Here is a 13,400-nt window from a genome sequence, read left to right as displayed (position 1 = left end):
ACATGACTGACAACGATGACGACGCGAGTGTCTCCCTGTCCGTATCGACACCCGGTAACAGCGGTGCGCTCGAAAAGGCTGAGGAGACCACACAGCTAGACGAACGACGCATCGCGACGGACGTCGGTCGGGGCATCGTCCCGCCGTACAATCCGGAGACGCTGGGTGCCTTCCAAGAGCTAAACGAGACCCACGTTGCCTGCGTCCGGATGAAGGCCCGCTACGAGGTGGGCTACGGCTTCGACATCGTCCCGCACCCGCAGGCCGACGACCCCGATCCGGACGGCGCCGACTACGACACTATCGAATCGTTCTGGCGCGGTAGCGAGTCGCGGTGGCAACTGGGCCCCGAGGGCACGGCCGCCTCAACGCCGGAGGAAGTACTAGAACTTGCTCGCCGGGACTACCACGGCATCGGCTGGGCCGCCCTGGAGATCCTCGTCGAGGGCGACGGCACGCCGGTCGGGCTGGCGCACATCCCAGCGACGACGGTGCGTGTCCGGAAGACGACGACCGAAACCGAGGACGGTGAGGAAGAGATTCAGAGCGGCCACGGCTACGTCCAAATCCGACAGGGGCGACGTCGGTACTTCGGCGAGGCGGGCGACCGCTACGGCGGGGACAAGACCTTCGTCGATAAGGAGACCGGCGACGTCGCCGATAGCGCTGCGGCCCTCCCGAACAGCCCAGCCAACGAGCTCATTTTCGTTCCCAACCCGTCATCACTCTCGCTGTACTACGGCATTCCCGACTGGATCGCAGCGATGCGAACGATGGCCGCCGACGAGGCCGCCCAAGAATGGAACCACGACATATTCGACAACCTGGGCATCCCGCACTACGCCATCAAGGTCACTGGGGGGAAGCTCACCGAGTCCTCGAAGGAGGACCTCCGGGAACTGCAGGAGAACCTCAAGGGCGAGCCCTACCGGACGGCCATCCTCGAGGTCGACGAGTTCGAGGCCCAGAACCCACTGGAGACCGAAGACGGCAGTAACGTCGACATCGAGTTCGAGCCGCTGGGGGCGACCGACTCCAACGACATGGAGTTCCAGGCGTTCCGTGAGCGCAACGAGCACGAGATCGCCAAGGCGCACTCGGTGCCGCCAATCCTCATCAACGTCACGTCGACGTCGAATCGAGCCAACTCGAAGGAGCAGGTCCGGGAGTTCGCGAAGGGAGTCATCGAGCCCGAGCAGGCGAAGTTCGAGGCGCGGTTGTACCATATCCTCCACCAGACCGCGCTTGACGTCGACGACTGGACGATTAACTTCGAGCTCCGTGGGGCCGACCAGCCCAGCGAAGACGCTCGCGTCGCACGGACGAAGATCCAGGCAGTGCGTGGGGCGCTCCCGGTCAACCGCGCCCTGGAGATGATCGGCGAAGATCCGCTGCCCGAGGACCATCCCGTCGACGGCGAGACGCTCCTCGCCAACGTCGGCAACGAGGTCGACCCCAACGCGCCGGGCACACAGTCCAGCCGGCCAGACGACGCGCCGCCGAAGGCCAACAAGATCGGCGAGCGCCCCGGCGTCACCGTCGAGTTGGACGACCCGCTGTCGCCCGACGAGACGCGAGTCGATATGATGCCCTTCGAGAGCAGCAACCTCAAAGCGGGGCTGTACGACCGACAGACAAAGGACCTCTACATTCGGTTCCTCGGCGACCCGACCGACCGGATCTATGTCTACCTCAACGTACCCGAGGAGACGTGGTCGGAGCTGAAACAGGCCAGTTCGCACGGCTCCTACCATGCAGAACATATCAAGTGGGACTTCGTCTACGAGGAGCTGACTGCCACGACTGGCTGGCCACAGATTGGCGCGGCGGCCCCGACGGCCGACGACGACTGACGGCCACTCGCTGATGACCACGGGAGTCCCGGCTCCCCGTGCGAGGCACGACCGGGCGCACGATTCTACCATGAGTAAGAACAGTGACAAGGAGCGCGGCGAGAAGCGCGGCGTCCTCGAAACCGGTCGTGCCAACGACGACGAGGACGCCGACGACGCCGACGATGACGAGGACGAAGACTGACAGATGACATTCCACTACGAAGATGACGAACATGGGAACGGCTTCCTCTGCCTCACGGAGTCGCACACCAACGTTCGCGTCAACATCAACGACGAGAACGTTCGTTCGCTGAAGCGCATCGTCGAACAGTACGAAGACGCCAACGGCGAGGTGTAGTCCGTGAAGCAGAGAGACGAACAGCACTACGAGAAGCGCGTCGACTACATCGCCAAGGACGACGACGCCCAGACAGCGACGGGCGTCGTCATGGTCCCGAAGACGGTCGACCACCACGGCGACTGGGCGCGCCCCGAGACGATCGAGACGTTCGCCACGCAGTTCGGCGCGTTCATCGACGTCGAGGAGGCCGACGGCGGCGTCATGCATGCCGTCTGGCCCTCGGAGTGGATGGCCCTCGAACGCAACGAGGTACTCTCCGAAGCCGAGGAGATCGGCGAGACGACCGTCCCCGAGGGTGCGTGGGTCCAGACATGGGCCTACAACGACGACGAACTGTGGGCCCTCGTCGAGGATGACGTCCTTGGCGGGCACTCTATCGGCGCCGTGAACGTCGACTGGGAGTTCAACGGCGAGGAGCCCGAGGACCTCCCCGACGACGTCACCGTCCCCGACGAGGTCGACGTCAACGAGTACTGGGAACTGACCGATGGCATCGTTCAGGAGGTCAGCGCGGTCGACTTTCCCGCGGTGCCTGACGCCCAGATCCTCTCGACGTCGAAGGCCCGGGCAGCGACCGCGGAGAAGCGCCTCGCCGACCACCTCGGCAACCGTAGCGGGTTCCTCGAGGAGGCACAGGAGCGCGGTCACAGCGAGGAGGACGCCCAGCGGATGTGGGACGTCCTCGACCGCGCGGTCAGCGTCGACGGCGCCGGCGAGCCCGGCACGAAGAGTAAGCTGACCAGTGCGGCATCGGCGTTCCTCAACACGCTCACCAGGTCCGATGACGACAGCCGGTCCGAGGCCCTGGATGGCGCGGCGTCGGCTTCGAAAAGCGGCGACAAGACGGCGGCTACGGTGTCCAAGGAGGACACAGTCGGCGTCGACGTCTTCCGTATCACCGCTGCCGAGGACGACGACACAAACTACGACGGCGACCTGCTGGGCATGGGCGTCGACTTCCCCGAACATGACGTCTACGTCGACTGGCGTCGGGACGCATTCCCGGACGCACTCGACGACCCACACGTCTCTATCTACGGGAGTGTGGAGGACCTCCAGCAGGCCACCGGGAATGAGATCGAGTCACTCGACTCGGTCGAAAGCCCGACGGACGGGTTCGCAGCTGAGGCGCAGCGGATTCGCCGGAAGGCTGTCGAGGAGACTGACAACTACGCCCCCGACGGCGAGACGTCGGACACAGACGGCGGCACCGTAGCCGCCGGCGATTCCATGAGCAACGGAGACAACGAGCCCCCTGAGTGGGCCGAAGACCTGATCGAACAGACCAACAAGAACGCCGAGCGGCTGGACGAGATCCAGAACGCCGGCGACGGCGGCAACCCGATGGACGACGCCCCCGAGTGGGCGCAGGAAGTCGTCGAGCAGACCGAGAAGAACGCCGAGCGCATCGACGCCATCTCCAAGCAGACCGGCGCGACGGAGTCCCAGCAGCTGGGCGGTACTGAGAAGGGTGGCGACGGCGGTGAGGATGGCGAACTCGGCGACCGGCAGAAGTTCTTCATCCCTGAGAGCAAGCGTCGTGCGGCCGGGACCGGGGGTGGCCGATGAGCCAGACTCGCGGTGGCATGAGTGGCGTCCGGCAGGCCAACGAGAAGGCTGTCGAGAAGTTCGACAGTGCCGACCTCTCCGGCGGTGTGATGCCGCGGGACCTCTTCGAGGACTGGTTCCGTCGCGTGCAGGACACGGCCATGCTGATGAACATGGTCCGCACGGAGGTTCTCCCGCGGCCGAAGATGGAGCTCGCTCGCATCGGCGTCGGCGAACGGATGCGCCGCGGCGGCAGCGAGACCGAGGGGACCAGCAGCGGGTCGGCGACGGTCAACACCGACGGCATCCAGATGGACGCGGAAAAGGGCCTGCTCTCGTGGGACCTCCAGCGCGAATCTGTCGAGGACACCATCGGCCAGGTCGACGAGATCGTGCTCGACAAGATGGCCTCACAGTGGGCCACCGACACGCAGGACCTCGGCATCAACGGCGACACCACAGACACCTCCGGCGGTGATTCGCAGGCCTTCCTCAGGCAGAACGACGGCTGGCTGAAGATCCTCAACGACCGCACGGACACCAACACCTACGACCATCAGGGCGGGGCCATCGACACGAGCCTCTGGCACGAGGCCCGGTCTGCGCTGCCGAACAAGTTCAAGCGCAACCAGAACGTCAACGACCCGGTCTACATGATGAACCTCTCGCACATCGAGGACTACGAGTACGACCTCACCCAGCGAGAGGATCCGCTCGGCGCTGCAGTCCTCTTCAGCGACGACGACATCACGCCGTTCAACTACGACGTCTACGGCTTCGCTGCGTGGCCGGAGGACACGGCGCTGTTCACCTACCCCGAGAACCTCATCTACGGAGTCTGGCGAGAGACCGAGATCGAGGTCCTCGACGCGACGGACAAGACCGCCGAGAACGACCTCTTCGCCCGCTACTTCATGCGGACGCGTGACGACTTCTCCGTCGAGGACGAGAACGGCGCAGTGCTCATGAACAACCTGCCAACTGCCTGAGGTAGACCATGACGACTACCAACAACCGCATCCGAGAGCACTTTGAGGGTAGCGCCTCGCCGTACACGGAGACCGACAGCCCTGGAAACGGGGCCGCGACGGCCGTCGGCGAGGACACCCAGACGCATGTCGTCAACCCCGACGGAACCAACGCCGTCGACCTCGACGCGGCCGCCCAGGAGGGACAGACAGTCACGGTCGTCCACAACGGCGGTGCGAACACGCCGACGCTGTCGTTCACTGACGCCGACTTCGTCGGGACGGGCCCGGCGAACATGACCAGCGCCGGAGCCACAGCCACCGTCCGGAACGTCGACGGCACGACGTCGGGTTGGGTCGTCGTCGCGACCGGGAGTGCCTGACCATGCCGCGGGTACAGTACACCGCTGATGGCGGGACGTATCGCGTTGGCGGCTACGGCTTCGATCCCGGCGACGAACACGACGTCGAGGGCGACCTCGCCGACTACCTCGCGGACCACGAGGACTTCGAGGTGGTCGACAGCCGCGATGACTCAGTCGGCCAGGAGGACGAGCCGCCCGACGACTCGCTCGCGCCCGACCCGAGCGACCACTCGGTCGCAGATCTCCGCGACGAACTCGCCGACATCGGCGACATCGACGTGCTGGCCGCGGTCTACGACGCCGAAGAGGCCGGCAAGAACCGGGAGACCGCTCTCGAAGCGATACAGGGCCGCATCAACGCCGTCCAGGAGGACTAACCGATGCCAGCGTGGTACGCTAGCGCCGTCCTCGCCGACTCGGCGACGTTCAACGCCGGCGAAACGAAGACGGTCGACGTCTCGCAGTTCCACACCCCGGCAGTCTGTGTGGCACTGGAGGGACTCGGCGGCAACGCCGACGACACGCTCACCATCGAGATCGTCGGCGAGGCCGGCACCTACGAGGTCGACAACCGGACGCTGTCGGCGACCGGCAGCTACGTCGTCGACGTCCCGCAGGCCGCCACTGTCCAGCTGACCAGCGCGAACGGAACGACCATCAGCGCCGAAGCGCGGAACAACCCGAGGTAACACATGACCGACACAGGGTACTGCACGCTTGAGGACCTCCGCCGAGCACTGCGCGAAGCGGAGCTGCCCGGCGACATCTCCCAGGACCAGCAGATTGCCGTCGACGCGATCACGGCCCAGACCGAGTGGCTGGAGAAGTCGCTCAAGCGCCACTGGTGCGCACCCACTGGCGCGTCAATCCTCGACGAAGCGTCGACGATCGGCATCCCGACCGGCCCGAAGTCTCGCGACGACGAGCACGATATCCCGACCGCGTCGGCGTTCGTGGTCGACGAGGACGGGCCGGCGCCGAAGACGTCCCAGGGCGACTACGCCAAGATAGAACTCGACCGGCGGGATGCCAAGTCTATCGAGGCGCTCCACGTTCGGACGGCGGACGGTTCCTACGAGGACTGGGCTGCGAGCGACGACTACACCGAAGGTTCGTGGCCGCCATCGGGCGAAGACTACTATCCCCGCGTCAACAACGGCGGTTGGTCGCGGCTCTACCTCGACACCACGAACTTCCTCAAGGAAGGCGAGGACGACGAGTACGTCCTCGACTCGTGGGCCAACGCGGTCTACCTCGAATGGAGCCACGGCCACGAGGGCATCCCGCGCAACGTCCGCCGGGCGGTGGCGTTCCGCGCTGGGTCGGACTTCGTCGACGAGGCTGCTGTGCAGATCCCCGAGAACGCGCGGGTCCGAAGCATCGAGTCGTTGGCCGACCAGATGGAGCGCAAGGCCGACGAACTGCTGGAGGTGTACCGGTGACGTGGCCACTGCTCAGCTATCGGTCACCATCGAGTTCTCGCTCGAGCTCACTACCGACCCCGTCGGCGCGACGCTCGACATCACGGTCCCGCGCGCCCCGAGCGACGACTCTCGGCAGGCGCTCTTGGACAACGTCGAGAAAACGATGGTCAACTCACGGAACAACCTCGTCTACCAGAGCGTCCAGCAGGCACACGAGCAACTGCGGGCCTACGCCAGCGGCGAGGACTACGACGTCGGCCCACTCATCGAGAGCTTCGCCGGCGTCGAGGCCGAGCGCGACCGGACGTCCATCCACGCCGAGTGGTCGTGGTCCCACGAGGCGCTGCAGTTCTGGGAGTTCGGAACCAGCGACCACACCGTCGACGGCGACCCCATCCTTGTCTTCGAGTTCGACGCACAGAAGTACCCGTATCTGGACGAGATGTTCCCCGACGGGACAGCGTTCCTGCCCGCTACCGACGTCTCGGGCCTACCAGAGAGCCGAGCTGTTCGGGATAGTCTCAACTGGTTGCGCCGGAGGGTTGGACAGTGACCGCTGAGGTTGAGTTTTTGATCGAGCGCATCGACAAGGAGTACGGCGCCGGGGCCATGCCCGCGGGCTACGGCGAGGCTGGCGAGGATCCGCCGCCGCTCGAGGTTGTCGATCGCGTGAGTGACGAGTACGACGCTGGCGAAGGTCTGGCCGGCGGCGGATCTGCCGGGAGCTCCGACCGCGGCCACACGCTCGACCTCACGAAGACGAACGTCGTCTCGATTGCCCCGGTCGACGAGTCGTCGACGCCGATCGGGACCGAGTACGACCACTCGATAGAGCGCTCGGCTGGCGTTCGCATCGAGGGACTGCATCACGGCGAGTGGGGTCACATCGACTCGAACGGCGAACAGGGCATCCCGTGGCCGGCCCTTGTCCGGACGGTCCGGCGGGCGATCATGCGCGTTCGGACGTTCCCCGACACGCAGACGCCCGACATCAGGTACACGCATCTGCAGCTGGCCAACGCCGCGCCCCAGTCCCACAACTACGGCGACTATTTCCGCCGGGACGAAGACGTCCAGTTCGACGGCTTCGAGCGGTTACCGGTCCCCTGACCATTTTTAGTGCTACTATCATGGCAAACGACAACACCAACACGACCAGCAACTTCGGTATCGAGTATCCGACCACCGGCTACAACGGCACCCCAACGTGGGCCGACCTGTACGGCAGCGCGTTCGAGGACGTCGACAGCGCGCTCGCCGACCGCCTCATCGAAGAGGAGGTCGAGGACGTCGTCGACGCGCTCCTGGCGGGCGGAGACAAGGTCAGCGTCAGCTACGACGATGCGAACGACGCGCTGACCATCGACACGTCGGCCCTCGATGCCGAGGAAGTCCGCGACGAAGTCGGATCGTTGCTGGTCGGCGGCGACGGCATCACGGCGACCGTCGACGACGCTGGCGACAGTGTCACGATCGCGCTGGCGGCCCACGCCAGCACCCACGAAAAGGGTGGGTCTGACGAGCTGACCACCTTCGGCGACACGACCCACGATTCGGTCACTACAGAGCAAGCAAGTATCGTACCTGACTACATCATCGAGGACGACGGTGGCAATTACAAAGCCTACAGCAACACGGGCCTCTCCTACTACGAAGACACTGATATACACGCGCTCATTAACACGATCACGTCCAACCACGGTCATCGTCGCCACATCCATATCACCCCGAGCGACCAAGAATACGTCTACTCAACCACACTCAATATAACGGGGACAGGACTCACCTTAACGGGAGCAGGCATGGATAATACTGTGTTACAACAGGCACCATCGGCAAATATCGATGCCGTCCAGTATGGTCCTGTCGAGTCAGATACATTTTTTATAACGTTTAAGCACCTCACTTACTACGGCAACAAATCATCTAATTCGAGCGGTTCGTGGCTTGTCACTGATAATTCGGGGTCGGCAAAACCGAAGGACCTCCACGCGGACCATGTGTTCATCAAATACTATCCTGAACATGGAATGGTCCTTGACCAAACTCATGGTTATCGGTTCATCTCGTCATTGATCGAATACTGCGATGGCGACGCTATCCGTCTTGACGCAGCGAGTGGATCTGCTCTCAACCAGATGCACCTCAAGAACGTCTATCTCGCCGTAAACGGCGGTTGGGGTGTGAACGTCGTCAACGCCGTCGACTCCTCAAATATTGTTGATATGGTCTGGGACTTCGTTGTCAGACGGAACGATGCAGGAGGGATCCACATGGGGACTGCTGATTGGTATCGGAACCACCTTTCCGGCTCTCTCGATAAAAATGGCGGCTCAAGCGGTAATAACTTCGAACTCGGCGGGTTTACTGTCAGTAGTGCGAATGTGATTGATATAACGACAAGCAATGCTGGCGGATACGGGTTATCCGTAATTGGTCCCTCAAACGAGAACGAAATCCGCGTGATTGGGAGAAATAACGGTTCTGGCCTGTTGGACAGAGCAGGCTATCGAAATATAATCAATGGCGTCTCAATAAACAGTGGAGACCCCAGCAGTACTGGCGGATGGAACGGGATGTCTGATCTTGTCTATCAGCTCGGGTGCCTGGTTTACGATGAGGCGAACGATAGCTGGTATCTCCCACTGGCCCCAACGGCGACGAACGACTGGTTTCAGATAAGTGGGTCCGCTAAGTAATCCGGTATAGAATAATCAAATATGTGAAGTTTTATTAATAAATGTGCCTCAAAGTCGCATATGGATGATCTGCCACGTGTATCTAACGTAGTTCTCTATATCAATGATGCTATACGGTATGATGCCGCTTGCGATAGACTCGCAGAGATGGGGAGAACGCATAAAACGGTGTCCGCCTCAGTCCACACGGCACCATCAATAACGAGCATTCTAACCGGCGCTTACGTCCCAAACCACGGTGTAACGAGTTTTAAACGAGAGGTGCAAGATTACCAGACCACGATTGGTGATCTTCAACCACGCTTACGGATTGCAGACCACGATCATGGTCGGGCGGCCACACAGTGTGCTGTTCCTGATATCTCCCGTCGGGCAATAGAAGACGCCGAAGAGCCATTCATCTGGATTGGCCACTCTCCTGGAGGCCACGCTCCATATGGGCAGCACAACTACGACAAATATTGGTCCGAGACGACGGCTCCAGAGTATTTCGCGGAGGTCGGAGCGGACTTTGAGAAGATGCGAACGGACTACCAACGCGGCGTCGACGACTCGATTGCGGAGTTAGTGCGCATCCAGTCCGTGCTCCAGTCCCGTGGCATTGAAGATGAGACGCTGATTGTCCACGTAAGCGACCACGGCGAACTCTTTGGCGAGTACGGGTTTGTTGGCCACAATTACCTGACTGTTCCCGAACTCGTCTATACGCCAACGGCGTTCATCCACCCAGATGTGCCTGCGGGGCACGATGAACGACTGATATCCCACACAGACATCTTGCCGACGATAGCCTACGCGCTCGGCGAGGATCTACGCGTCCCAGATGGTCGAGCGCTGCAATCCGGGAACCCGCGAGAAATGGCACATGTATACTTCAAAAAGGAGTTTTACTCAGACACAGGCACTATTAACGCCAATTTTGGAGTTCAGGCCATTTATGGACACAAAGGCGGATATGTGGAGTCACTTCACTCCCGCTTAGATGGTTTGAAGATGGCGGCCGGTCTATTGCTGAAAAGTCCAAAACGAACCGCTATTCGGCATTCTGGGAAGCAGATTCAACTTTTCCGAACCTTTATTCAGAGTCAGAATGTTTACGGAGAGTTGCCAGCGAAAGTTGATGAACTGCGTGACGAGCTTGGTGATATTGGGCATAACGACAATGGGGCTGATAAGTCTGAGGTCAATGAAGAACAACTCAAGGACCTCGGATATCTATAGATATCGTCGGTCGGCGTGTAATGACACCTCAATAACGGCTGATTCTCCGATGTCGTAGCGAAAATAACTGATGACGCTCGCCTGGCCGCGGGGCGAGTCGAGGATACCACGCGGCAGGTTTTCGATGATACTCATGATCATGAGACACGCGTATAGCGGAGGTACAGCATGACCGGCGCGGGCTCGGCGACGCTCGCGTTCGGCAAGGAGCAGTCGTTCATGGGAGATCTGACCCAGGACGGCTCCAGCAACGACGAGTACTGGGAGTTCGGACGCAGCGAATCGCTGACCGACCTCTCGTTGGACAACCAATTGCAGCGCCTCGATGAGGCCGGCGCTGTCGAATCCGTCGAGAGCGTCAAACAGAACTTCGAGGGGGCAGTCTCGGTCGACGCGACTATCTCCTCGGATACGTTCAACGACGTCGAAGATCTCGTCTTCAACGACGGCGGGACGGCCTTTACCAACGGTCGGCCGCAGTCGGCGAAGATCTACGCCGGCGTCGACTACCTGGACGGTACGAGCGAGCGAGAACTGGTGGGGTGCATTCCGGTGGATTTCACCCCCGTCAGCTACGAACAGGGCGGGATGGCGACGTTTTCCGTCTCGTTCTTGTACGCCGACGAGAACCTGGGGACCAGCATCACGCCCTCGGGAGTAACCTCGGTCTCGAACGGGACGTCGGCCCCCTTCCACGCGGTCTCGTTGGACATCGACGGGACGACGGTCACCAAACTCCAGTCGGCCGAGATCACTATCTCGTCGATATCGCGGTTCCAGTACGGGGCGGCGGGGCCGACGCCGGTCGACGCCGTCATCGCCGACCCGACGACGGAGCTCACAGCCGAGGCCATCTACTCCGGACCATCCCGACTTGAGCTCGCACTCGGCGGGACTGGAGCGACGTCGCCACAGGACAGCGTCGGCAGCGTCGCTGGGCAGGTTGACGTCACTATCGACGGCACGAGCCTTTCGACGTACGACCTCGCCGACATCACGCCGGCGACGGAGTCCTGGAACAACGTCATCAGCAGCGATGACACGACCGAGACGAACACCTTCAACTCCGACGGCGGGGTGACCGTCTCGTGACGACGTTCAACGAGACACGCTTCGAGTTCGACGAGTCTATCGATGCCCTCGAAGAGCGCATCGAGGAGGCGGCCGACAAGATCACCGATCTCGACGAGGGGAATCCGTTGCTCCCACAGCTGCAGTCCAAGCGCTCGCAACTGGCCACCCAGCGCAAGGGTGCCATCTGGGCCCGCGACCAGGCCCACGAGTCCGACGACTTCCCGCAGTGGGATGAACAGGTCTCGGGCATCACCCTCGGCGCTGTCCGGGCAGGCGCTCTCAACGGCATCGAGGCCGAGGTCGCCGAGCGCGGCGGTGAAGGGACGGACCTGCTGCTCATCGCCGACGGCACCGTCGAGGCGCCGTACGTCGATGAGGACATGTCGGACGAACAGCGAGCGGCGGCCGTCGGCCAGTTGCATCCGTACTTCCAGCGATGGGCATCGGCGCGCATCGATGAACTCCTCGATCCGGAGGGAAACGCGATCGGCTCCAGCGACTCGCCAAAGGAGAGCTGACCAAAGATGAACTGGACCACGAGACGGTCTACCGCTACGCGCGCTCCGTCTATATCGACCGCGGCGGGTCGATCGAGGACTTCAACGCCATGCCGTGGCCGGCCGTCCTCGACTGGCTTTCGGTCCATGACATTCTCGAGGTCCGCGGGTCACTCGGCGGGATGCTGGGGGACTGAGACATGAGCGAGTTCGAAGCGACCGGGACCCTCGTCATCGAGAGCATCGAGGGCGCACGGACGCACCTGGAGGACGAGTTCTCCGTCAGCGCCAGCAGTGCGGTCTCCTCGAGCAGGGGCCGGGGCCGGCGCGGGCGCAGGCAACTCTCGACAGCGGTCGACCACCTCGACGACAACGTCGAACTGAACCGAGAGCGCAACGACCTGCTCCGGGAGCTCATCGACACCAACGAATCCGGTGACGTAAGCATCCTCCGCGGCCTCCGTCGCGTCGGTAAGGTGAGTGCCGTCGGCGCGATCGGGCTGGGTGGAGCGCTCTCGACGCTCGCCATCTCGGAGTCGCCGAACTCCGGCCCACAGCCTCAGCCGCAGCCAGAGCCAGAGTCTCCCGGACAGACGACCGAGGAGGACGTCGTCAGTCCGGTCGCTCTGACCGCGGCCGACGTGGTGTCACAAGCGGCGAGCGTTCCAGTCAGCGCACTCGTGTCGAGCGGTGCGACAGTGGCTGCCTCGGACGTCGTCCAACAGCCCCTACAGATGGCAGTCCATGACGTCGTGTCCGACCCCGCTGTCGTGGCGGCGGCCGACGTCGTGGCCCAGGCGGCGACGCTCTCCGCGGAGGCAGTGATCGGGAAGCCCGCCGTGGTCGGGGCGAAGGCGCTCATCGACAGTCCCGTCTCGCTGGATGTCGGGGATGTCATCGGGAGTGTGGCGGACATCTCCGCGAAGGATATAATCGGAGGGATTGCTGGAGGTGGCCTTGTTGCCGCCGGCGGACGGGAATTAGCCCGTGCAACCGGTGGAGCATCAAGCATGACCGGCGGCATCGGGACTCCGGTGAACATTCTCCCCCAACTGCTGCAAACGGCGGACAACCTTTCGGGCGGCGGGCTCATTCCACGCCCACGAGGACGGTCCAGCAGCACGCCTCGAAATGTAAACGTCAAAAGCACGGTAAACGTTCAGCAGTCGGGGAACAGCACGTCCAGTCGGCAGGACAAGCAGGGCATCATCGACGAGGCCGTGCAGCAGGTCAAGCGAGACCTTGAGCGGTCGCTATGACTGCTCCAACGCTCGGATTTGTTCTTGTAGGCGAATCGTCGCCGCTGCATAGAAAACAGCCCCCAGAGCAATGGCTGACGTGACCCAGTCTGAGATCATCACTCCGTATACTATTCCAAGGCACCCAAAGACCACTCCTAAACCCGCCC

At 62.5% G+C, this 13,400-nt stretch carries 15 protein-coding genes; all 15 read left to right on the top strand.

All coding sequences use genetic code 11. The annotated features are described in order from the left end of the window. The first annotated feature begins 2 nt into the window (after positions 1 to 2). On the top strand, positions 3 to 1,853 hold the full coding sequence (locus E4S61_RS04245; protein WP_135302650.1) for a phage portal protein: 1,851 nt from the start codon (positions 3 to 5) through the stop codon (positions 1,851 to 1,853). 187 nt (positions 1,854 to 2,040) lie between these two features. Continuing rightward, complete coding sequence (locus E4S61_RS25230) at positions 2,041 to 2,193, top strand: hypothetical protein (protein ID WP_167768409.1); 153 nt, start codon at positions 2,041 to 2,043, stop codon at positions 2,191 to 2,193. Between the two features lie 3 nt (positions 2,194 to 2,196). Next, complete coding sequence (locus tag E4S61_RS25820) at positions 2,197 to 3,765, top strand: XkdF-like putative serine protease domain-containing protein (RefSeq protein ID WP_245180575.1); 1,569 nt, start codon at positions 2,197 to 2,199, stop codon at positions 3,763 to 3,765. Further along, complete coding sequence (locus E4S61_RS04235) at positions 3,762 to 4,733, top strand: hypothetical protein (protein ID WP_135302649.1); 972 nt, start codon at positions 3,762 to 3,764, stop codon at positions 4,731 to 4,733. Before E4S61_RS25820 ends, E4S61_RS04235 begins: the two co-directional genes overlap by 4 nt. A gap of 8 nt (positions 4,734 to 4,741) precedes the next feature. Next, positions 4,742 to 5,095: a hypothetical protein gene (locus E4S61_RS04230; RefSeq protein ID WP_135302648.1), complete on the top strand. Its 354-nt coding sequence runs from the start codon at positions 4,742 to 4,744 to the stop codon at positions 5,093 to 5,095. Positions 5,096 to 5,097: 2 nt separating this feature from the next. Then, positions 5,098 to 5,454 (top strand): hypothetical protein, encoded by a 357-nt coding sequence (locus E4S61_RS04225; protein WP_135302647.1) that lies wholly within the window; start codon positions 5,098 to 5,100, stop codon positions 5,452 to 5,454. Positions 5,455 to 5,457: 3 nt separating this feature from the next. Further along, positions 5,458 to 5,766, top strand: a complete 309-nt coding sequence (locus E4S61_RS04220) for a hypothetical protein (protein WP_135302646.1) — start codon at positions 5,458 to 5,460, stop codon at positions 5,764 to 5,766. A 3-nt stretch (positions 5,767 to 5,769) separates the two neighbouring features. Continuing rightward, complete coding sequence (locus E4S61_RS04215) at positions 5,770 to 6,519, top strand: hypothetical protein (protein WP_135302645.1); 750 nt, start codon at positions 5,770 to 5,772, stop codon at positions 6,517 to 6,519. 1 nt (position 6,520) lies between these two features. Beyond that, positions 6,521 to 7,054, top strand: a complete 534-nt coding sequence (locus E4S61_RS04210) for a hypothetical protein (RefSeq protein WP_135302644.1) — start codon at positions 6,521 to 6,523, stop codon at positions 7,052 to 7,054. Then, positions 7,051 to 7,611, top strand: a complete 561-nt coding sequence (locus tag E4S61_RS04205) for a hypothetical protein (RefSeq protein WP_135302643.1) — start codon at positions 7,051 to 7,053, stop codon at positions 7,609 to 7,611. Before E4S61_RS04210 ends, E4S61_RS04205 begins: the two co-directional genes overlap by 4 nt. Positions 7,612 to 7,631: 20 nt before the next feature. Beyond that, positions 7,632 to 9,200 (top strand): hypothetical protein, encoded by a 1,569-nt coding sequence (locus E4S61_RS04200; protein ID WP_135302642.1) that lies wholly within the window; start codon positions 7,632 to 7,634, stop codon positions 9,198 to 9,200. Positions 9,201 to 9,260: 60 nt separating this feature from the next. Further along, a complete protein-coding gene (locus E4S61_RS04195) occupies positions 9,261 to 10,421 on the top strand; it encodes a sulfatase-like hydrolase/transferase (protein WP_135302641.1) in 1,161 nt (386 codons plus the stop codon). Positions 10,422 to 10,589: 168 nt separating this feature from the next. Continuing rightward, complete coding sequence (locus E4S61_RS04190; protein WP_135302640.1) at positions 10,590 to 11,513, top strand: phage tail tube protein; 924 nt, start codon at positions 10,590 to 10,592, stop codon at positions 11,511 to 11,513. Further along, positions 11,510 to 12,013 carry a hypothetical protein gene (locus tag E4S61_RS04185; RefSeq protein ID WP_135302639.1) on the top strand — a complete coding sequence of 168 codons (504 nt, stop codon included), beginning with the start codon at positions 11,510 to 11,512 and terminating at the stop codon, positions 12,011 to 12,013. The genes E4S61_RS04190 and E4S61_RS04185 overlap by 4 nt, the downstream gene beginning before the upstream one ends. A gap of 179 nt (positions 12,014 to 12,192) precedes the next feature. Next, on the top strand, positions 12,193 to 13,251 hold the full coding sequence (locus E4S61_RS04180) for a hypothetical protein (protein WP_135302638.1): 1,059 nt from the start codon (positions 12,193 to 12,195) through the stop codon (positions 13,249 to 13,251). The last annotated feature ends 149 nt before the right edge of the window (positions 13,252 to 13,400 follow it).

This window comes from Haloarcula amylovorans, from assembly GCF_004681185.1.
Taxonomy (GTDB): Archaea; Halobacteriota; Halobacteria; order Halobacteriales; family Haloarculaceae; genus Haloarcula; species Haloarcula amylovorans.
This window is presented reverse-complemented; position numbering and strand designations above follow the sequence as displayed.

Coding starts and splice junctions, on each gene's coding strand:
- E4S61_RS04245 (WP_135302650.1), top strand. CDS start 3: ATGACTGACAACGATGACGACGCGAGTGTCTCCCTGTCCGTATCGACA.
- E4S61_RS25230 (WP_167768409.1), top strand. CDS start 2,041: ATGACATTCCACTACGAAGATGACGAACATGGGAACGGCTTCCTCTGC.
- E4S61_RS04235 (WP_135302649.1), top strand. CDS start 3,762: ATGAGCCAGACTCGCGGTGGCATGAGTGGCGTCCGGCAGGCCAACGAG.
- E4S61_RS04230 (WP_135302648.1), top strand. CDS start 4,742: ATGACGACTACCAACAACCGCATCCGAGAGCACTTTGAGGGTAGCGCC.
- E4S61_RS04225 (WP_135302647.1), top strand. CDS start 5,098: ATGCCGCGGGTACAGTACACCGCTGATGGCGGGACGTATCGCGTTGGC.
- E4S61_RS04220 (WP_135302646.1), top strand. CDS start 5,458: ATGCCAGCGTGGTACGCTAGCGCCGTCCTCGCCGACTCGGCGACGTTC.
- E4S61_RS04215 (WP_135302645.1), top strand. CDS start 5,770: ATGACCGACACAGGGTACTGCACGCTTGAGGACCTCCGCCGAGCACTG.
- E4S61_RS04200 (WP_135302642.1), top strand. CDS start 7,632: ATGGCAAACGACAACACCAACACGACCAGCAACTTCGGTATCGAGTAT.
- E4S61_RS04195 (WP_135302641.1), top strand. CDS start 9,261: ATGGATGATCTGCCACGTGTATCTAACGTAGTTCTCTATATCAATGAT.
- E4S61_RS04190 (WP_135302640.1), top strand. CDS start 10,590: ATGACCGGCGCGGGCTCGGCGACGCTCGCGTTCGGCAAGGAGCAGTCG.
- E4S61_RS04180 (WP_135302638.1), top strand. CDS start 12,193: ATGAGCGAGTTCGAAGCGACCGGGACCCTCGTCATCGAGAGCATCGAG.